The 18,761-nt window shown below is 46.7% G+C and carries 19 protein-coding genes; 11 read left to right on the top strand and 8 right to left on the bottom strand.

Translation table 11 applies throughout. The features are described 5' to 3' along the window. Positions 1–14: 14 nt before the first annotated feature. Positions 15–512: a dihydrofolate reductase gene (locus Q335_RS0104955; RefSeq protein WP_028357685.1), complete on the top strand. Its 498-nt coding sequence runs from the start codon at positions 15–17 to the stop codon at positions 510–512. Between the two features lie 89 nt (positions 513–601). On the opposite strand, the gene Q335_RS09340 is transcribed toward Q335_RS0104955, so the two are convergent. The 3 genes from Q335_RS09340 to ppk2 form a co-directional block, all read right to left on the bottom strand. Beyond that, on the bottom strand, positions 602–1,939 hold the full coding sequence (locus Q335_RS09340) for a mechanosensitive ion channel family protein (RefSeq protein ID WP_051532307.1): 1,338 nt from the start codon (positions 1,937–1,939) through the stop codon (positions 602–604). After that, entirely contained in the window at positions 1,936–3,282 is a 1,347-nt protein-coding gene (gene gorA / locus Q335_RS0104945; protein WP_028357684.1) for a glutathione-disulfide reductase, read from the bottom strand. The genes Q335_RS09340 and gorA overlap by 4 nt, the downstream gene beginning before the upstream one ends. Before the next feature lie 158 nt (positions 3,283–3,440). Further along, positions 3,441–4,475, bottom strand: coding sequence for a polyphosphate kinase 2 (ppk2, locus tag Q335_RS09335; protein WP_084493547.1), 1,035 nt, complete (start codon positions 4,473–4,475; stop codon positions 3,441–3,443). A 314-nt stretch (positions 4,476–4,789) separates the two neighbouring features. Between ppk2 and thiD the strand changes: the two genes are divergently transcribed. Together thiD and Q335_RS0104930 are read left to right on the top strand one after the other, a co-directional pair. Continuing rightward, positions 4,790–5,635 carry a bifunctional hydroxymethylpyrimidine kinase/phosphomethylpyrimidine kinase gene (gene thiD, locus Q335_RS0104935; protein WP_028357683.1) on the top strand — a complete coding sequence of 282 codons (846 nt, stop codon included), beginning with the start codon at positions 4,790–4,792 and terminating at the stop codon, positions 5,633–5,635. Between the two features lie 168 nt (positions 5,636–5,803). Further along, entirely contained in the window at positions 5,804–6,514 is a 711-nt protein-coding gene (locus Q335_RS0104930; RefSeq protein ID WP_245588283.1) for a protein-L-isoaspartate O-methyltransferase family protein, read from the top strand. A gap of 36 nt (positions 6,515–6,550) precedes the next feature. Here the strand turns inward: Q335_RS0104930 and rfaE2 are convergent, their stop codons facing one another. The 4 genes from rfaE2 to ubiE form a co-directional block, all read right to left on the bottom strand. Beyond that, entirely contained in the window at positions 6,551–6,982 is a 432-nt protein-coding gene (rfaE2, locus tag Q335_RS0104925; protein ID WP_425393515.1) for a D-glycero-beta-D-manno-heptose 1-phosphate adenylyltransferase, read from the bottom strand. A 64-nt stretch (positions 6,983–7,046) separates the two neighbouring features. Next, positions 7,047–8,603 (bottom strand): ubiquinone biosynthesis regulatory protein kinase UbiB, encoded by a 1,557-nt coding sequence (gene ubiB, locus Q335_RS0104920; RefSeq protein ID WP_028357680.1) that lies wholly within the window; start codon positions 8,601–8,603, stop codon positions 7,047–7,049. A gap of 3 nt (positions 8,604–8,606) precedes the next feature. Further along, positions 8,607–9,248 carry an SCP2 sterol-binding domain-containing protein gene (locus tag Q335_RS0104915; protein ID WP_028357679.1) on the bottom strand — a complete coding sequence of 214 codons (642 nt, stop codon included), beginning with the start codon at positions 9,246–9,248 and terminating at the stop codon, positions 8,607–8,609. A 12-nt stretch (positions 9,249–9,260) separates the two neighbouring features. Next, on the bottom strand, positions 9,261–10,070 hold the full coding sequence (ubiE, locus tag Q335_RS0104910) for a bifunctional demethylmenaquinone methyltransferase/2-methoxy-6-polyprenyl-1,4-benzoquinol methylase UbiE (protein ID WP_028357678.1): 810 nt from the start codon (positions 10,068–10,070) through the stop codon (positions 9,261–9,263). Positions 10,071–10,213: 143 nt separating this feature from the next. Between ubiE and phoB the strand changes: the two genes are divergently transcribed. The 3 genes from phoB (at position 10,214) to ilvA (ending at position 13,843) form a co-directional block, all read left to right on the top strand. Then, positions 10,214–10,909: a phosphate regulon transcriptional regulator PhoB gene (gene phoB / locus Q335_RS0104905; RefSeq protein ID WP_028357677.1), complete on the top strand. Its 696-nt coding sequence runs from the start codon at positions 10,214–10,216 to the stop codon at positions 10,907–10,909. Positions 10,910–10,912: 3 nt separating this feature from the next. After that, on the top strand, positions 10,913–12,217 hold the full coding sequence (phoR, locus tag Q335_RS0104900) for a phosphate regulon sensor histidine kinase PhoR (RefSeq protein ID WP_028357676.1): 1,305 nt from the start codon (positions 10,913–10,915) through the stop codon (positions 12,215–12,217). A gap of 114 nt (positions 12,218–12,331) precedes the next feature. After that, positions 12,332–13,843 carry a threonine ammonia-lyase, biosynthetic gene (ilvA, locus tag Q335_RS0104895; RefSeq protein ID WP_028357675.1) on the top strand — a complete coding sequence of 504 codons (1,512 nt, stop codon included), beginning with the start codon at positions 12,332–12,334 and terminating at the stop codon, positions 13,841–13,843. Positions 13,844–14,017: 174 nt separating this feature from the next. Here the strand turns inward: ilvA and Q335_RS0104890 are convergent, their stop codons facing one another. Beyond that, positions 14,018–14,572, bottom strand: a complete 555-nt coding sequence (locus Q335_RS0104890) for an adenine phosphoribosyltransferase (protein WP_051532306.1) — start codon at positions 14,570–14,572, stop codon at positions 14,018–14,020. Positions 14,573–14,804: 232 nt separating this feature from the next. Between Q335_RS0104890 and Q335_RS0104885 the strand changes: the two genes are divergently transcribed. From Q335_RS0104885 to lptB, 5 genes are read left to right on the top strand one after another with little or no spacing between them, the layout of a single operon-like run. Then, positions 14,805–15,842: a KpsF/GutQ family sugar-phosphate isomerase gene (locus Q335_RS0104885; protein ID WP_084493546.1), complete on the top strand. Its 1,038-nt coding sequence runs from the start codon at positions 14,805–14,807 to the stop codon at positions 15,840–15,842. Between the two features lie 5 nt (positions 15,843–15,847). Next, positions 15,848–16,450: a KdsC family phosphatase gene (locus Q335_RS0104880; RefSeq protein ID WP_028357672.1), complete on the top strand. Its 603-nt coding sequence runs from the start codon at positions 15,848–15,850 to the stop codon at positions 16,448–16,450. A gap of 2 nt (positions 16,451–16,452) precedes the next feature. Further along, positions 16,453–17,280 carry an LPS export ABC transporter periplasmic protein LptC gene (lptC, locus tag Q335_RS09330; protein ID WP_051532305.1) on the top strand — a complete coding sequence of 276 codons (828 nt, stop codon included), beginning with the start codon at positions 16,453–16,455 and terminating at the stop codon, positions 17,278–17,280. Further along, a complete protein-coding gene (gene lptA, locus Q335_RS09325; RefSeq protein ID WP_028357671.1) occupies positions 17,277–17,927 on the top strand; it encodes a lipopolysaccharide transport periplasmic protein LptA in 651 nt (216 codons plus the stop codon). Before lptC ends, lptA begins: the two co-directional genes overlap by 4 nt. A 2-nt stretch (positions 17,928–17,929) precedes the next feature. Continuing rightward, positions 17,930–18,718, top strand: coding sequence for an LPS export ABC transporter ATP-binding protein (lptB, locus tag Q335_RS0104865; protein WP_038369406.1), 789 nt, complete (start codon positions 17,930–17,932; stop codon positions 18,716–18,718). The last annotated feature ends 43 nt before the right edge of the window (positions 18,719–18,761 follow it).

Below are 18,761 nucleotides of genomic sequence, written 5' to 3'. Positions count from 1 at the left end.
GTTCTTGGATTTTTATGCCTATGTCTTCTCGTCCTATTAAGCTTATCGTCGCTTATGATAATGATTACGGTATTGGCAAAGATAATGCCATGCCCTGGCATTTGCCGAGCGACCTTGCTTTTTTCAAAAAAACCACCATGGCTTGCCCAATTATTATGGGTCGAAAAACCTATGAAACGATTGGTCGCCCTCTTCCTGGTCGCCTAAATATAGTCGTCAGCTATCAAACAGATCTTAAGATCGAGGGTGTCAGTGTGGTCAACAGCCTGCCACAAGCCATTGAGCTCGCCAATACTCAGGATGCGCCGAGTATTTTTGTGATTGGTGGGGCACAAATTTTTAAGCAAGCCCTGGAGCTGGCGCAAACTGTATATGCCACCGAAATCCACGCTAACTTTGATACAGACACGCATTTCCCCGTCTTAAACCCCGAAAGCTGGCAAGAGGCAAGCCGTGAGCCTCATTCCGAAAATGGCTTAGATTTTGATTTCGTACGCTATGAGCATTATTAAGTTTCTGCCTGCTTAACGGATTATGAACAAAAAAGCCACCCCGACGAACACTCGAGGTGGCTTTTTTATAAATAGAAATAATGCTGAATTTATTGAATGATATTGGCCGCACTCATACCCTGAGCCGCAGATTGATTCTGCAAGCCCTTAATAAGTGCTTGAGAGACATCTTTACCGCCCAGATTTTGGTAGATACTCAGATCGAACATTGGCAACACGGCCAATAAATGATCAAAAATATCTGACTGGATGGCTTCGTATTCCGCCCACACGGTAGTATTGGTAAAACAATATACCTGCAATGGAATGCCGTTGGGGGTAGGATCCATTAGGCGCACCATAATGCTCATGCCCTTATTGACCGAAGGATGGCTCTTCAAATATTGCAAGACGTAGGCTCTAAACGTCCCCAAATTGGTGAGACGGCGACCATTGAAGTTATAGCTCAGGTCACTGCGTCGTGATTCATTGAATTGCTTAATCTCTTTCGTCTTATGATCAAGGTACTGTTCTAGCAAGTGGCTATGCTTGAACTCCGCGATGTCTTCTTCTTTGAGAAAGCGCACGCTATTCATATCAATATTGATGGCTCGACTAATGCGGCGCCCACCTGATTGCGACATACCGCGCATATTCACAAAGGCGGTACTGATTAAAAATGAGGTTGGGACATAGCTAAAGGAGTTATCGAAGTTCTCTACCTTAACGGTGGTCAGCCCAATATCCAAGACAGTCCCATCCACACCAATCGACGGCATGGTGAGCCAATCATCCACCGCTAGCATATCGTTGGCAGATAACTGAATACCAGACACCAGCCCCATGAGTGGATCTTTAAAGACCAACATTAAGACGGCGGTCATAGCACCTAAACCACTGAGCAGTATCAAGGGTGACTTACCGATCAAAACGGAAATAATCAGCAGTGCTATAGCAATCGCTACGACTAGCTTGATGGTTTGCTCAATACCTCGAATCGGAAATTTTTGGAATTTTTTGTGCCTCGCGGCTAAATGCGCGATCAAGGTCACAAATTCATTAATCGTCAGCCCGGTAAAGATCAGCCCCACCACCTTAAGGCAGGCCATAATGGCATCGCGCCCTGGGCTCGGCAACATCCAAGATTTCACCATCATTTGCATGGTCACCATAATCGCCACCATGACCATATATCTGAGCACCTCGCGTTGCCCGAGTTCAAACAAGAGTGCTTTTTTGGAGGAGCGTAAGCCTTTGCGAATCCAACTGATGCCAAAAAGAATCAATAAATAATACAAGGCATAGCTGGCAGCAAATACCAGAATCAGAATGATGGTGTTGGCGATGGTAGTTGAATGCCCCAGTCCTAGACTACTCATAATGTCTAAGATGAAGTCTTGTAGGATATCGCCTTGCTTGTCTAGATTGGCTTCGACAACGTTTTTCATTCAGGAGTTCTCATAGTAACTAGTTCTTCGGCGCTACTTGGGTGGATACCAATAGTGCTATCAAAGTCAGCCTTCGTAGCCCCGTGCTTGATCGCGACCGCAAAGCCTTGTAGCATTTCAGCAGAATCGGCACCGCCTAAATGCAAGCCCACCACTCGATCGCTGGCCTTATCGACGATAATTTTCATCAGGCTACGAACATCATGACCACTTAAGGTGTGCTTCATGGGTTTAAAGTTAGACTTATAAACATCGATATCTTTAAACTTTTCACGGGCTTGTTCTTCAGTGTAACCAACTGTCCCCAATTCTGGATGGGTAAAGACAGCGGTGGGGATGTACTCATAAGACATTTGGCGAGACTTATCACCAAATAAGTGGTTATGTAAGACCACCCCTTCGTTAATGGCCACAGGCGTCAGTTGTACCCGAGAGATGACATCACCCAAGGCATAAATAGAGTCCACATTACTCTGGAAGTTCTGATCAACCACTACAGAGCCGTTTTTATCCAACTCTACACCGGCATTTTCTAGACCTAAATTCTGGGTGCGCGGTTTACGTCCCGTCGCAAAAAAGACCTGGTCACATACAATGCTATCGCCGCTTTCCAGGTGAGCGATAAATTCATCACCCTGCTTAGTGATTTTTTTGACATTATTCCCGCAGAGAAAATCAACGCCGGATTTTTGCATTTCTTCGCTGACAAAGCTGCGTAAATCCTCATCAAAGCCTCTAAGTATTTTTTGGCCGCGATAAACCAATTTGACATCGCTACCCAGGCTATTGAAAATACTGGCGAATTCAGCCGCGATATAGCCACCACCAACAATAACTAGACGTTTAGGGAAAGGAATGTCAAAAATCTCATTCGAGGTGATGGCGTGTTCTTTGCCCTCGATATCTGGCACGAAAGGCCAGCCGCCAACGGCAATCACTATATTTTTGGCGGTGATCTTATCAGCGTCGTTGACCTGTACGGTATGCTTGTCGATCACCTTGCCCCAACCTTCAATCATATGGGTGCCAGCTTTTTGCTGTTGAGAAGCATAAATTCCATTTAGACGCTTGATTTCCTGGGCGCGTCGTTGTTTGAGTACCTCAAAATCAAAGCTCGCCTCTGGTATGGACCAACCGTAGCCCTTGGCTTCTTGAATATACTCGCCGTAATAGGACGCATAGCTATACAGTTTTTTGGGTACGCAACCGACATTTACGCACGTACCGCCAATATCGGAGCCTTCAATAAGGGCGACCTTAGCACCACTTTGCGCGGCTAAGCGAGCAGTGCGTACACCACCACTACCCGCACCAATTACGATTAAATCATAGTCAAATTGCATCGTTTTACCTTTGTGTTGAGTGTGTAAGGGATGAGGCCTCGGCGCCATACTAGCCGTTCCGAGGCTACCATCCTTTTTAGTTTTTATCTTACAGATAATGCAAACTTTTGCAAATTCAAGTGCTTATAAAATCAGAAAGTCCAGAAGACTCATAAAGCTTAGGATTTTTTGGCGCGCTCACTATGCTCATACACGAGATTGGAGCGACCAATAATAAGAGGATCAAGTTTACCAATGGCCTTAGTGTCACGATTATCATAATCGACATTGAAAAGCACATAACGAATAGCATTGAGCCGTGCGCGTTTTTTGTCATCGGATTTGACCACAATCCAAGGAGAATCAGCGGTATCAGTACGATAAAACATGGCTTCTTTGGCTTCGGTATATTCGTCCCATTTATTTTGGGATTCTTTGTCGATAGGTGAGAGTTTCCAACGTTTGAGGGGATGGTTTTCGCGGGATTTAAAACGTTTGTCCTGCTCCTCACGACTGACTGAGAACCAAAATTTAATCAAGGTAATGCCATCGCGCACCAGCATACGTTCAAATTCAGGCACCTGATACATAAATTCTTCGTATTGGGCATCGGTACAAAAACCCATGACGCGCTCGACACCTGCTCGGTTGTACCAGGAACGGTCAAACAACACAATCTCTCCCGCTGTCGGCAAGTGCTCGATGTAACGTTGAAAATACCATTGGCCCGCCTCTGCTTCAGTCGGTTTCTCGAGGGCCACCACGCGCGCACTACGGGGGTTTAAATGCTCCATAAAACGCTTAATCGTACCGCCCTTACCGGCGGCATCTCGCCCCTCAAAAAGCACCACCACGCGTTTACCCTTTTCACGAACCCAAGCTTGTAGCTTGAGTAACTCCACTTGTAGGGCAAATTTCTGTTGCTCGTAGACTTTGGTGGACATTTTGTATCGATAAGGATACTTACCCGACTCTCGCCAGTCGTCACGAATCGCCCCCTCTTGCTCAGCCGTGTAGGCAGCACTCATATCCAAAGCCGTGTATTCATTTTTGAGGCGCTTATAGACACCACTTCTTTCTGAGACGGTTAGATTGCTAAGCACCTCGTGTAAAATTCGCTCGCGCGTTTGGATATCGGGAATTTCATCAAAAATATTACAGATAATTTGAATGATTTCTTCGGTGGAATTGTAGTTGAGTAGTTCTTCTGACATGATGTTCTACTGGCGGTGAATAAAGGGGTCAGTGAGGGGCTCCAGCGCAATTTTGTGATCTCTAAAATAAGACTAAGACCTCAAAACTAAGCAAGTCTCTCCTAAAATTCTAGCATAAGCATTTTTGATTATTACTAGACCTATGTGAAATTTTTTGACAGCGTGAATAACCGTTAAAGCATTTTTTTATTCAGCAAAAACCACTGTACAGCAGGGGATATCGCTAATTTAAGGACTCACTCGATTGTCCTACAAAGCTTTTCAGGTAAACTTAAAATTATTCATGTTACTGATTTGTCCTATAGGGAGACCTTATGCAAAACCCTGCCACCAGTCAAGCAAAGTCTGACTACATTCCCAATACCCTAAGCATAGCCGGCGTCGATCCCTCTGGCGGCGCGGGTATTTTGGCAGACGTCAAGACCATGAGCGCACTCGGGGCTTATGCTTGCGCCGTTGTCGCTGGATTGACGGCGCAAAACACCCAAAGTGTGACACAAGTTCTGCCCGTTGATCCCTCCTTTGTAGAGCAACAATTAAAGACTTTATTTGATGATGTCCGCATTGATGCCACCAAAATAGGCATGTTGGGACAAGCCAAGGTCATCGAGGTCGTCGCGCAGGTTCTTCATCAAAGACAAACACGCAATATCATTTTGGATCCAGTCATGGTGGCCAAGAGCGGCGACTCGTTACTCGAACAAGTGGCCGTACACACCCTCAAAGAAGCCTTGTTGCCACTCAGCTTAATGATCACCCCTAATCTGCCTGAAGCGGGTCAATTACTAAAGCAACGCGCGCCCGACAACATCAAAGAGATGTACGTTTGCGCCGAAAAATTGCATAAGCTTTTTAAGCAGACCGATGAACGTTGGGTGCTACTCAAAGGGGGCCACCTAAGTGGTAATGAAACGATGGATTTACTGTTTAATGGTGATCAAATGCTTGAATATCCAGGCCAGCGGCTACACACCAAAAACACGCATGGCACGGGATGCACGTATTCATCTGCTATATGCGCTTTACTGCCTCGCGCCGCTACTGTACCAGAGGCGGTCCAGAAAGCCAAACATTATGTCCATGAGGCGATTACTCAGGCTGATCGCCTGCAAGTCGGTCACGGTCACGGCCCATTGCAGCACTTCTGGCAGTGGTGGTAGTCCCTTTCATGACATCAAGCGCCCAAAAAATAGTAAAATATTGGACATCTCTATTTTTGAGCGGCACTTACTTAACTAAACGTTAATTACAAGAGCGCATTATCGGGCTGAGCACTCGCTTAGCTTGCCAGCGCAAGGTGCACGCTAGCTAAACTCACAAGGTTTCTTATGAATACAGCACCCCAATTTACCGGTCGTCCACTTTCAGCCAATGAAATGACGCTTGAGCAGTTTCGTTTCAATATGGTGGAGCAATCTTTGCGTCCTAGCGGTGTCCTCAACGACCGAGTGGTCGAGACGTTTCACACCCTAGAGCGTGATTTATTTGTAGCGCCAGAGTACAAAAACTTAGCCTACTCTGACATGACTCTCCCTATTGTTGTCAAAGACCAAAAAACCACCGAAACTATGCTGAGCCCTATTCTAGAAGCTCATATCGCCGAGAAATTACAACTCAAACCGAGCGATAGCGTGCTTGAAATTGGTACCGGCAGTGGCTTTCAGGCGGCCGTGCTGAGTCGTTTAGCCGATCACGTCACCTCTGTCGAAATCAATTCTGCGATTGCTGCGCAAGCCAAAGCCAATTTGGCACAGGCAGGTATTAATAACGTCAAAATTGAGATTGGTGATGGTCACGCTGGCTGGGGCAACGCTGAATACGACGCCATCGCCGTCACCGGCGCTGTCAAAAGCATTCCAGACTCCCTTAAATACCAATTGGCCGAAGGCGGTCGTATGTTAATTATTGTTGGTGAACCACAACTGATGACGCTCTATCGCATCACTCGTAAATCACCCGCACAATTTGATGTCGAAAGCTTTTTTGAGACGGATATTCCTTTCCTTAAAGGCGAGTCCATTTCTCACTTTAAGTTCTAGCCTCACAAAAAACCAGTGCATTAAGCACTGGTTTTTTTATGATCTGATTTTTTTAACGAGGGCGGTAGTCGAGCGTTGGAATTCAAAATCGATAGCGACGGCCCTGCCGCCCCAACTTTCTATAGCGGCCGTTTCTGGTAGTTTGCGCATATCATAATCACCGCCTTTCACCAAAATATCAGGCTTAAGGTACTCGATCAATGCCAACGGTGTATCCTCTGCAAACCTAGTTACTGCAGTGACCGAGGCTAGCGCTGCCAAGAGTGCCATGCGATCTGCCAAACAGTTGAGCGGACGATCTGGACCTTTGCCCAATCGACGCACTGAGTCATCGCTATTGACCGCCACAATTAAACAAGCGCCCAGCTGTGATGCTTGATCTAAATAGCTCACATGGCCTCTATGCAAAATATCAAACACCCCATTGGTAAAAACGACTGGTCTAGGTAATTGCTGCTTAGCAATCATCTGCAGGCATTGCTCAGGCGTTTTGATTTTTTGTTCAAAAAGAATCTTGGCCATACCGGAAGCCCTACCCTAGAAAGTGTTTGTATAAATACCATAGCGTAGCTAATAAGCCAATATTGGCAATAGCTAATAGTGCCAACCAGCGACGCTGTTTTTTGTGGTTTTTGTTAAGTTGCTGCAATTGCTCCTTAATTTGCACTAGATTTTCCTGGTGACTAAGGGCTTCATGAGTCAGGCGCGGCAATTCGGGTAACCATTGTGACCAATGAATAGCCTCTTTGCGAACCTTATCAACAAAACCTTGCGGGCCAATCCGTTGCCACATCCAGCGTTCTAGAAAAGGTTTGGCCGTGCTCCACAAATCGAGCTCAGGGTCGAGCTCACGCCCCATACCCTCAATATTGAGCAAGGTCTTTTGCAGTAAGACGAGTTGTGGTTGAATCTCTACGTTAAAACGGCGCGACGTTTGGAATAAGCGCATTAGCACTTGGCCCAAAGAAATTTCTGAGAGCGGTCGATCAAAACAAGGTTCACAAACGGCGCGTACAGCGGCTTCAAGCTCTTCCTCGCGGGTGTTAGGGGGCACCCAACCCGACTCAATATGCAATTGTGCGACGCGGTGATAATCGCGACGGAAGAAAGCTAAAAAGTTTTGAGCCAGGTAGTTTTTGTCAAATTCCGACAAGGAACCGACAATCCCAAAATCTAAAGCGATATAGCGGCCTACACTACCCGGCTCTGTGGACACCCAAATATTACCTGGATGCATGTCAGCATGGAAGAAACCGTCTTCGAAGACCTGAGTAAAGAAGATTTCGACCCCCCGCTGCGCTAGCAGACTCAAATCCACTCCCTTGGCCCGGAGTTCGGCGACATGACTACTCTGCACCCCCTCTAACCATTCCATGGTGAAGACATTTTTGGAGGTCAATTCCCAGTGTGCCTCAGGAACTTTGATGAGGTGACGTCGCTCTTTGGTGTCAAAATTGCGACGTAGCTGACTGCAATTGGCAGCTTCGATTTGTAGATCTAATTCATCATGCAAATACTTATCGAATTCAGCCACCACTTCTTTGGGGCGCAAACGCTTGCCATCTGGTAAAAGCCAATGCACCAATGAGGCCCAGGTACGCATTAAGGCCAAATCACTTTCAATGGTTTTAATGAGTCGTGGTCGAAGAATTTTGACGGCCACCTTGCGACCGTCATGCAAATAAGCTTGATGAACCTGTGCCACCGAGGCGGAAGCCACAGGCTGGGGAATAAATTCTTTGTAGAGTTGCCCAATGGGACGGCCGAATTCCTTTTCGACAATGCCTATGGCCACTGCTGGATCAAACGGAGGCACCCGATCCTGTAAGGCGGTTAGCTCACGACAGATATCCTCGGGCACAATATCGGGTCGAGTAGATAAGACCTGCCCAAATTTAATATAAATAGGCCCTAGATTCTCTAGGGCTAGGCGTAGACGCTGACCCCGCGGCGCCTCAAAGGTTCTAAATTTATGGATGAATTTGAGGATGGATTTAGTGATCGGGCGCTGAATACTGCTAATGAGCATCTCATCAAGACCATAACGCAGACAAACCCAGACAATCCGAAAAAATCTAAAAAAAACCATACCTTACCCTTGTCTCTCAAGCCTTCTGATCTGTGCTTCGAGCGGTTTGAGGGAGTCTTGCAAAGTGTGCAAGTCTTGTTTGAAATCCTGAAACGCGGCCTGGTCTACTAGGCATTGATCCTCTTGACTTAAGTGACTCGCTAAGTGTTGAGCTCCCTCAAGTCCTGTTTGTTGGACTTTGTGAGTGCTGGCCATCAGGATTTTAGTGAGTAGAGGCCCCAAAAATTGACTTAAGAAAACTTCTTTGTCTAGTCTTAAATGAGTGGCCAAATCAGAAACTAGGCGCGCCAATCCCGCTTCACCCGATATATGCAAGACATCGGCCGCATTTTGCATGCCTTGAGGTCCTTGACTTAAACTTTGCACTAACTTAGGAATATCCTCGCGAGCTACCGTCACCGTCACATTCGCCTGTGGCGTCAGGCCATTGACCGCTGCAGTAGGTGACTCTGCGGGCTTGTCTAGATAGTGCAAGCGGCCTTCTGGGGTGAGTTTAAAACAGAGGGACTTATCGGCCACCACAAACTTCACGGTTTTGTGCGCTTGTTGTGCAATACGTTGCTGCGCCCATGGCTCTTGTTGTATGAGACGATTAAAGGCGGCTACCGCGAGCTGTTTGGGACTCGGTAAAAAAGCAGAAAACATAACACGCTTACCTTATGCTTTGAGGCCTTCGTGCAGTGCCACAATGCCCGCCGTAAGATTATGGTAATTGACACGGTCAAAACCGACTTGACGCATCATATTGGCCAAGGTTTCTTGGTCGGGGTGCATACGAATAGATTCGGCGAGATATTGATAACTCTCGGCATCTTTGGCGACGTGTTTACCCAAAAATGGCAGTACATTAAAGGAGTAAATATCGTATAACTTGCTCAACGGTTTATAGACTTTGGAGAATTCGAGAATCAAGAGTCGACCGCCGGGCTTCAAAACCCGATACATTTCAGCAATGGCGGCGTCTTTGTGCGTCATATTGCGCAGTCCAAACGCCACCGTGACTAAATTGAAGTAATCATCGGGAAAAGGCAAGTGCTCGGCATCACAGACCACAGAAGGAACAAAAATGCCTTGATTCAACAAGCGATCTCTGCCTACGCTTAACATGGATGAATTAATATCCGTGTGCCAGACTTCGCCGGAAGGGCCGACTTTTTTGGACATAGGAATAATGAGGTCGCCCGTACCACTGGCAATATCGAGAACTTTTTGGCCAGGTTTAAGTCGCGCCTTATTGATGGTAAAGACCTTCCAGAGACGGTGTAGACCACCTGACATTAAATCATTCATGATGTCGTAATTAGCCGCTACGGAGTGAAATACGCCTGCGACTTTATTGGCTTTTTCGGACTCAGCGACTGTACTAAAACCGAAATGAGTGGTGCTGGAATGGTCGTTGGCTGTAGTAGAATGTTGAGAAGAAGTCTCTGAAGAGGTAGCTGAGGTATTTTTGTCGTGTACGTCCATAAGTCGATCCGTGGTTGTCATATAACTGACATCAGGCTAATTTATAATCTGTAGACTTGAATTGTCTTACAGGATTGCTTCATTGCTTCATGCCAAGCTTATCTAGCTAAGCATATTCATAATTAATTTATTTTACTCTATTTATGTCTAGTACAATCCTTATTGTAGAAGATGAACCCGCAATCCAAGAACTCATCAAAGTCAATTTGGAGCATAGTGGTCATCAGGTTCTACAAGCCTATAATGCTTCTCAAGCCAAGAAACTCATTAATCATCAATTACCCGATTTAGTATTACTCGATTGGATGCTACCTGGCATGTCTGGTGTCAGTTTTGCGCGCCAATTGCGAAATGATTCGCGCACACGCCATATCCCCATAATTATGCTCACAGCTAAGAGCACTGAAGAAGACAAAGTAGATGGTTTTGAAAGCGGTGCCGATGATTACCTCACCAAGCCTTTTTCCATCAAAGAATTACAGATGCGTATTAAGGCCTTACTGCGACGCTTGGCGCCGCAACTGACAGACGATAGCATCAATATTAATGGTTTATTATTGGATCCCAAACAGCACAAAGTGAGTGGTCATGACGAAGCCATCACCTTGGGTCCTACAGAATATCGTTTACTGCATTTTTTCATGACGCATCCAGATCGAGTATATAGCCGTAGCCAATTACTGGACCAAATTTGGGGCGATCATGTATTTATCGAAGAACGCACTATCGATGTTCATATCAGACGTCTACGTAAAGCCCTCAAGGTTTCAGGCCATGATGTTTTACTCGAAACCGTGCGTGGGTCCGGATATCGTTTTAACCAATCAGCAACTACTTAAGGTATGAAGAGTACTACCCTTTTGGCATTAGTCGTAATTATTTGTTTAGCGGGATTAGCGTTGCAGCACGTGATTCCCGCTTACGTTGTGTATGGCTTAATTATTATTAGTGTCTGTGTGTATATCTATATTGAACGCAAAAAATTTCAGGCGACGCTGGATTGGACCCATAACCCCGAAAACATTCCGCCCATCGACTGTGGTCAAAATGAATTGATTATTACGCCGCTCTACAAAGCACTGCGCCGTCGCACATGGGAACTCGAGGATCAAATTCATATCAACAAAACTTCCATGCGAGCTGCTTATACGCTGCCAGCAGCCGTGATCATCCTAGATGAAGAGTATCGCCTCATGTGGTGCAACCGTGCCGCTTATAATTTTTTGGGTTTACAAAGCGACAGCGACAAAGATAATAATTTATTTAATGTCATCCGTGTTCCTGAAGTGATTGAGTATGTTAGCGCCCATAACTTTAGTAAACCGCTGATCTTTGATTACGAAAATCAAAAAAACCGTACCTTGCAACTTGAAGTGACACCCTACGCCAATACGGGTTTTGTGCTATTTATCTCCGACATCACACAACTAGAAAAACTACGCAAGATTCAACAAGATTTTGTGGCGAATGTCTCTCATGAGTTGCGCACACCATTGACGGTACTGATTGGCTTTTTAGAGACCTTGCAGTCCTTGCCGCCAGAGTCTCTTTCACTCGAAAAACGTCAACAATACCAAGAAAACATGCTCGAGCAAGCCCAGCAAATGTTGGCGATCGTGACTGACCTGCTGACGCTCTCAACCCTAGAGGCCACTACCATGACGGGTGGCAAAGGCGTAAGTCTCAACGATATCTTATGTAAGTCCTTACATCAGGCTCAAGCACTTTCTAAGGACAAACACCATTTTATTGTCAAGGCCGAACCCAATATTGTCGCCTTCGGCAAAGCTACTGAATTGGCCTCGGCAATGAGTAACTTACTCAATAACGCTGTGCACTACACCCCTGAAGGCGGCACGATTACGGTCAAGCTCTACAAAAAAGGCAAACACCCTGTTTTTAGTGTTACAGACACCGGCATTGGTATCAAAGCCAAGCATATCAGCCACCTCACCGAGCGTTTTTATCGGGTCGATCGCAGTCGCTCACGAGCCACAGGTGGTACGGGTTTGGGCTTGGCGATTACCAAGTACATTGCCTTACGCCATAATATTGAGCTCAAAATCGAAAGTGAAGTCAACAAAGGCAGTACGTTTAGCCTGATCTTTCCTAACACCCATAAAGCGCTCAAAAAAACCGAGGACTAATTCATAGTTTCTCGTTTTTGTGATTCACAGGTCGTCCCAACACTTGTAATCACGGGCAGTTGTGATAATCTTTTTAGCTAGTCTTCTGTAATACTCACTCAAAAGGTTAATTCTATGTCCGTGGATTATCTCAAACGCATCTTAACTTCGCGTGTTTACGACGTGGCTCACAAAACGCCGCTCATTAAAGCGAGTCTCTTGTCTGCTCGCCTACAAAACACGATTTTGATTAAGCGCGAAGATGAGCAAGATGTGTTTAGTTTCAAAATCCGCGGTGCCTACAACAAAATGGCGCAACTCTCTAAGGCGGCCAGACAGCGCGGCGTCATCTGTGCTTCGGCGGGTAATCATGCACAAGGTGTTGCCTACTCTGCTCGACAATTGCAATGCCGCGCCGTCATTGTAATGCCTATTTCGACCCCAGAGGTCAAAGTCAATGCCGTTAAGCGCCTAGGTGGTGAAGCGGTGTTATTTGGCGAAAGCTATAGCGATGCGTACGAACATTCGCTGGAATTACAAAAAGCACAAGGTCTCACCTTTGTGCACCCCTTCGATGACCCGGATGTTATCGCAGGTCAGGGCACTGTGGGTATGGAGATCCTTAGCGAACAAGCCGATGACTTAGACGCGATTTTTGTACCGATTGGCGGCGGTGGTTTGATTGCAGGCGTCGCCGCCTATGTCAAAGCGCTTCGCCCCGAAATAAAAATCATTGGTGTGCAATCCGAAGACTCCTGTGCCATGATCCAGAGTATTCAGAAGGGCAAGCGACTCAATCTTAGCCATGTGGGATTATTTTCTGATGGTACGGCGGTCAAGCAAGTCGGTAAAGAAACGCTACGGCTTGCCAAGCAATACGTCGATGATTACGTTACGGTTAATACCGATGAGATCTGTGCCGCTATCAAGGATGTGTTCCAAGACACTCGTAGTGTGCTTGAACCTTCGGGCGCCTTAGCCATAGCGGGCAGCAAAAAGTATTTGCAAACTCACCAAGCCAAAAACAAAACCGTGGTCGCCATTGCCAGCGGCGCCAATATGAATTTTGATCGCTTACGCTTTGTGGCAGAAAGGGCCGATGTCGGCGAAGAAAAAGAAGCGATTTTTGCGGTTAGCATGCCCGAGCGTAAGGGTTCTTTCAAAAAACTCTGTCAAGCTCTCGGTAAGCGTCAGGTTACAGAATTTAATTACCGCATGAGTGAACCCGATATCGCGCATATTTTTGTGGGTGTGCAAATCAAAGAAACCACAGAAATCCAAAAACTCATTGCCAATATCGAAAAACACAAATTTACCGTGCATGATCTAAGTGACAATGATCTTGCCAAAACGCATTTACGTTATATGGTCGGCGGCCACTGCGAAATTGCCCAAGACGAGCGCTTATTGAGTTTTGTTTTTCCTGAAAAACCCGGTGCCCTTTCGAATTTCTTAAATCAGATGAGCCCCGGCTGGAATATCAGTCTTTTCCATTATCGTAATAGTGGTGGTGACTTCGGCCGCGTCCTCGTGGGTATACAGGTACCAAGCACTGATAATGCCTTATTTGATGACTTTCTCAACAAAATCGGCTATCCGCACCAAGAAGAAACAGGCAACCCTGCTTATCGCTGGTTTTTAGATTAACGGTACTCACAAACAACGCGCCTAAAGGAACGAGGTCAAAAAACGCAAGCCCTGCAAGACTTACGTCCTTAAGGTGCCCCTCAGACCAACATAAGGACGACATAGGGGCGCTATAGAGACTATATAGCGACCATGGCCTCAGCAGCTAAGTACTCGTTTTTAGCGTTTTCGTTTTTAGTATTGGCACACAGAAAAAACATTGACGTCTTGGTCACGTAGTAGTTTGGAGCCGCCAAGATCGACCAGATCAATAATACAGGCGGCTTCAACCACATTGGCCCCTAATCGTTGTAAAAGGCGGTTCGCGGCAGACATGGTACCGCCGGTGGCGATTAAATCATCGATGAGCAACACGCGCTGACCAGGTCTGACGGCATCGACGTGCATCTCGACCTCTGAATGGCCGTATTCGAGGGTATATTCTTCGCTCACGGTGGCATAAGGCAATTTACCCTTTTTGCGTACAGGGACAAAGCCTAAATTAAGCTCATACGCCAAGACACTACCCACAATAAAGCCACGCGCATCAATGCCCGCGATCAAGTCGATGCGGCGCCGCATATAGCGATACACCATAATATCGATCAGTGATCGAAAGGTCACTGGATCTTGAAGCACGGGCGTGATGTCTCTAAAGGTCACCCCAGGCTCAGGCCAGTCTGGCACACTACGGATGGCGTTGACCACACGCGCTAGAGGATCCGTGAAATTATCGCATTGCTTATCCATATGATTCCTATAAAACCTTATTTTAACCCTATGAAATTGATGATAAAAGCCATCGGTAACTTTCCTGGGATTTGTAACACTGCTTGTGGCTTTTTATCTGCAGCGCCTATTGTATAGATAAAAAATGTAAGCTAAATGAAATCGCCACAAAAGCCCTATAAAATAGTACAGCTATTTAGTGAACGCATAGAAAGCGCGCCTTATTGCTCAAGTAGTACAGTATAATTACGACATGAAAAATTCAGAGCCAACGCCTTCTTTGAGCCCCGAGCAGTTGTCCAACGCCACCGATGGAGAGCTTGACGCTGCCCAGGTGCTCGCCAGTGCCCGTGCTACCCTGCAGCAGGAAGCGCAGGCACTCATGCGCACGGCCAAACATCTGGATCAGTCTTTTGTCAAGACAGTCCAGCTTTTATTGGCGTGTCAAGGTCGTGTGGTGGTGACGGGACTCGGTAAATCTGGTCATATAGGCCGCAAGATTGCCGCTACCCTGGCTTCCACTGGTACACCGGCAGTTTTTATTCACTCGGCCGAAGCCGTCCATGGTGATTTGGGCATGATTACCGCCAAAGATGTGGTCTTAGCGATTTCGTATTCGGGCCAAAGTAATGAATTAGCCGTGGTCCTTCCCGTAGTACGGCGCTTAGGTGCGCCCATTATCGCCCTGTGTGGCAACGCCCATTCGGATCTAGCGCAACTCGCCGATGTGTTTTTGGACGGCTCAATAGAACACGAAGCTTGTCCGCTGAATTTAGCGCCAACAACTAGCACTACAGTGGCGTTAGCTCTCGGCGATGCCTTGGCCATTGCTTGTTTGCAAGCCCGTAATTTCACGGCCAATGATTTTGCCCGCTCACATCCAGGCGGAGCGCTGGGTCGACGCCTACTCACCTATGTTAAAGATATTATGCGCGTCAACGAGGCGATTCCTAAGGTGAGTACACAAGCCTACATGCCCGAAGTCCTCAATGAGATCTCTAGCAAGGGTATGGGCATGACGGCAGTGTTGGGTCCGTCCCAAGAACTCGCTGGTGTGTTTACGGATGGTGACTTACGTCGCCTCATAGAAAAAAAAGGCGATATCCGTCACTACCAAGTCGCCGATGTGATGACCAGTCAACCACGCACCATTCGAGCCGATGCCTTGGCCATAGAAGCGGCTGGCGTCATGGAACGCCATAAGCTCAGTAATTTATTAGTCATTGATCAACAACAACATTTAGTCGGTGCGCTTCATATGCACGATTTAATGGCCGCAAAAGTAATCTAACCATCATGCCAACTTTTCATATTCCCCACCCCGCCGAATCAATGATTCTGGCCAAAGTCCCTGAAAAAGTCATCGACCTGAGTAAAGTCGTGCAACTCGCCGTGTTTGATGTCGATGGTATTCTCACGGATGGTGGTCTTTGGTTCACCGAAAATGGCGAGCATCTCAAACGTTTTAATGTCCTAGATGGTCACGGTTTACGTCTACTCGAAACGCATGGCGTTAAAGTTGCCTTTATTACCGGCCGCTCAAGCGCAATCTTGACACGACGGGCCGCCGAACTAGGTATCGCCATTGTCAAACAGGGCTGCAACAACAAAAAACAAGCGCTGCTTGAACTTGCAGACGAGCTCAATATCGACTTAGCCCATATTGCTTTTATGGGTGACGATATTATTGATCTAAGCGCCATGCAAACGGCGGGACTGGCCATTGCAGTACCCAACGCGCCTAACTATATTCAACAAGCCGCCCACTGGGTCACACAGCAATCTGGTGGTAATGGTGCGGTACGTGAATTTTGTGACATGGTTTTGGCCGCTAAAGGCTTGCTCGGTGCAGTCCTGACGCAAAAACATCAACTGCCGACCCAACACGCTATCCAATAAGCATGAAAGACCGTATCCCCGCATTCGTCGCGATTTTTATCTTGGTGGTGCTTGTTATCACCACCAAATGGGCGGCTGATTATGCCGAGAACGCCATTCCTACGGATCCGCAAGCCAGCAAAGAACATAAACCTTCTTCGGTTTCGGGGCCGTTTGTGATGGTCACCTCAGACGATAAAGGTATCCCAGAAAATCGCTTGGACGGTGAACGTTTTCGGTATTACACCGATGACAACACTTACGAAATTGATAACGCAAAAAGCGTCAGCCAAAAAACCAATCAACCAAGGATGACGGGTACGGCGGATTTTGCCAAAATGCTCGATGATGGTAATACGATCCAATTAGTAGGTAACGCCCACCTTAAGCGATTTCCCTATGGCAAGGACAAACAATTGGATATTTATAGCGAAGAGCTATTCATTTATCCGCACGATGATATTGTCAAAAGCAATATTCCTACGACGGTGGTGCAGGATAAGTCCACCCTAAAGGGCAATGGCATTATCTACAATAATCAAACCCGTAAGCTTAAAGTCATCAACAATTCCAATGTGAACTTAAATGATGACGACCTCAATCGCGGTCATGACAAGCAAAAGAATAAGCCTGCCAATCCATCCGACACACGTGTGCCTCGTAAATTGGATGGCTCGCCTGTCACTCCCTCGGCTGCCCCTCAATCATTTAATCAGGGTCCAAAAAACACAGCCCCCTCTAAAGCCACCAGAACGCTTAGTCATGCAGGTGGAGCTCGCTGGCAACGCTCTATTGCTTTAGTAGGCTATACTTCTAGAACACTCACTACGTCAGAGAAAGCACTATCATGAAATCCAGCTCTTTAGTCAGCGCGCTAAGCGTTATCGTCCTTGGTATGGGTGTTAGCAGCCTTTGTGCCGCACAAAGTCAAAGCGCCACCCCAGCCCCCCAAAAAGCTAGCGCCGATGCCGACGCCGCTAACGAAACCTTAGTGTTATCAGATACGTTAGATTACGATGACAATAGCAAGACCAGCGTCTTTAGTGGCAATGTGATTTTGACCCGTGGCTTGATGCGCTTAAATGCCGATAAGTTAGAAGTCAGCGAGGACAAACAAGGCACCAAACACGGCAAAGCCACCATGAACAAGGGCTCAGACTTTATCCATATTCTACAAGAGCAACCTGAGAAATATACGACCATTAAGGGTCAAGGCAAGGTCGGCCTCTACGAAGGTGAGGGTGAGGTGTTTAGGCTTAGAGATCAAGCCGTGGTTACACGTTTTGTATGTGGACGGGCCGTCGATAATGTACGAGGCCACGAAGTCATCTACAACAGCGACAAGGGCACCTATCGCGCCGTAGCAGACAGCAAACAGGCGGGCCAACGTGTCCGTTCTTTGGTGCTACCAAATGATCGTATCAAGCAATTAACCGAAGAATGTCGTCGCAAATATCACAATAAACCAATGCCGACCACCATCCAAACACAGCAATAATTATGAATCGTTACCAGCAAAATACAGTTTTGAATACGAATCCAAAGCAGGGCGTCCTGGAGGTGACGGGTTTACAAAAAACCTACGGTAAACGCACGGTCGTGCATGATGTCTCTCTCACCGTCAGAAGTGGAGAAGTCGTCGGTTTATTGGGTCCCAATGGTGCTGGCAAAACCACAAGTTTCTATATGATTGTTGGCTTGGTGCCTGCTGATTTTGGACGGATTGAAATCGATGGACAAGATATCGCTGGCTTACCCATCCACAAAAGAGCTCGCATCGGTCTTTCTTATCTTCCACAAGACGCTTCTGTCTTTCGCCGTCTCACTGTTGAAGAAAATATCCAGGCTGTGCTCGAGTTGCAGGTGCATCGCAACACGGGTAAACCCATCAGCAAGGCCGATATTCATGAGCGTCTTGAGCGCTTATTGGATGATTTACAAATCCAACATATCCGCAAGAATCCTGCTCTTTCATTATCTGGTGGTGAGCGTCGCCGCGTCGAAATTGCGCGCGCCTTAGCGACTTCCCCGCGCTTTATTCTGCTTGATGAGCCTTTTGCGGGGGTCGATCCCATCGCCGTGATTGAGATTCAACGGATTATTACCTTTCTCAAGGAACGTCAAATTGGGGTGTTGATTACCGATCACAATGTACGAGAGACCTTGGGGATTTGTGATCATGCCTACATTATTGGTGAGGGTAAGGTCATCGCCAATGGTCTACCCTCAGAAATTATTAATAATGACAGAGTACGACAAGTTTATTTGGGTGATAATTTCACTATGTAAGCGTGTCTGCGATGCAGCGCACAAAAAAACCCCAAGCGTTGTT

It is taken from the genome of Brackiella oedipodis DSM 13743, assembly GCF_000621025.1.
GTDB classification, from domain to species: domain Bacteria; phylum Pseudomonadota; class Gammaproteobacteria; order Burkholderiales; family Burkholderiaceae_B; genus Oligella; species Oligella oedipodis.
The sequence above is the reverse complement of the archived record's forward strand: the minus strand, read 5'-3'. Positions and strand labels throughout refer to the sequence as shown.

Bases quoted from the DNA above. Each gene is read 5' to 3' on its own strand.
- gorA (WP_028357684.1), bottom strand. From the start codon at position 3,282: ATGCAATTTGACTATGATTTAATCGTAATTGGTGCGGGTAGTGGTGGT.
- Q335_RS0104890 (WP_051532306.1), bottom strand. From the start codon at position 14,572: ATGGATAAGCAATGCGATAATTTCACGGATCCTCTAGCGCGTGTGGTC.
- ppk2 (WP_084493547.1), bottom strand. From the start codon at position 4,475: ATGTCAGAAGAACTACTCAACTACAATTCCACCGAAGAAATCATTCAA.
- ilvA (WP_028357675.1), top strand. From the start codon at position 12,332: ATGTCCGTGGATTATCTCAAACGCATCTTAACTTCGCGTGTTTACGAC.
- ubiE (WP_028357678.1), bottom strand. From the start codon at position 10,070: ATGGACGTACACGACAAAAATACCTCAGCTACCTCTTCAGAGACTTCT.
- Q335_RS0104930 (WP_245588283.1), top strand. From the start codon at position 5,804: ATGAATACAGCACCCCAATTTACCGGTCGTCCACTTTCAGCCAATGAA.
- lptC (WP_051532305.1), top strand. From the start codon at position 16,453: ATGAAAGACCGTATCCCCGCATTCGTCGCGATTTTTATCTTGGTGGTG.
- lptA (WP_028357671.1), top strand. From the start codon at position 17,277: ATGAAATCCAGCTCTTTAGTCAGCGCGCTAAGCGTTATCGTCCTTGGT.
- Q335_RS0104885 (WP_084493546.1), top strand. From the start codon at position 14,805: ATGAAAAATTCAGAGCCAACGCCTTCTTTGAGCCCCGAGCAGTTGTCC.
- rfaE2 (WP_425393515.1), bottom strand. From the start codon at position 6,982: ATGATTGCTAAGCAGCAATTACCTAGACCAGTCGTTTTTACCAATGGG.
- lptB (WP_038369406.1), top strand. From the start codon at position 17,930: ATGAATCGTTACCAGCAAAATACAGTTTTGAATACGAATCCAAAGCAG.
- thiD (WP_028357683.1), top strand. From the start codon at position 4,790: ATGCAAAACCCTGCCACCAGTCAAGCAAAGTCTGACTACATTCCCAAT.
- Q335_RS0104880 (WP_028357672.1), top strand. From the start codon at position 15,848: ATGCCAACTTTTCATATTCCCCACCCCGCCGAATCAATGATTCTGGCC.
- Q335_RS0104955 (WP_028357685.1), top strand. From the start codon at position 15: ATGCCTATGTCTTCTCGTCCTATTAAGCTTATCGTCGCTTATGATAAT.
- Q335_RS0104915 (WP_028357679.1), bottom strand. From the start codon at position 9,248: ATGTTTTCTGCTTTTTTACCGAGTCCCAAACAGCTCGCGGTAGCCGCC.
- ubiB (WP_028357680.1), bottom strand. From the start codon at position 8,603: ATGGTTTTTTTTAGATTTTTTCGGATTGTCTGGGTTTGTCTGCGTTAT.
- phoB (WP_028357677.1), top strand. From the start codon at position 10,214: ATGTCTAGTACAATCCTTATTGTAGAAGATGAACCCGCAATCCAAGAA.
- phoR (WP_028357676.1), top strand. From the start codon at position 10,913: ATGAAGAGTACTACCCTTTTGGCATTAGTCGTAATTATTTGTTTAGCG.
- Q335_RS09340 (WP_051532307.1), bottom strand. From the start codon at position 1,939: ATGAAAAACGTTGTCGAAGCCAATCTAGACAAGCAAGGCGATATCCTA.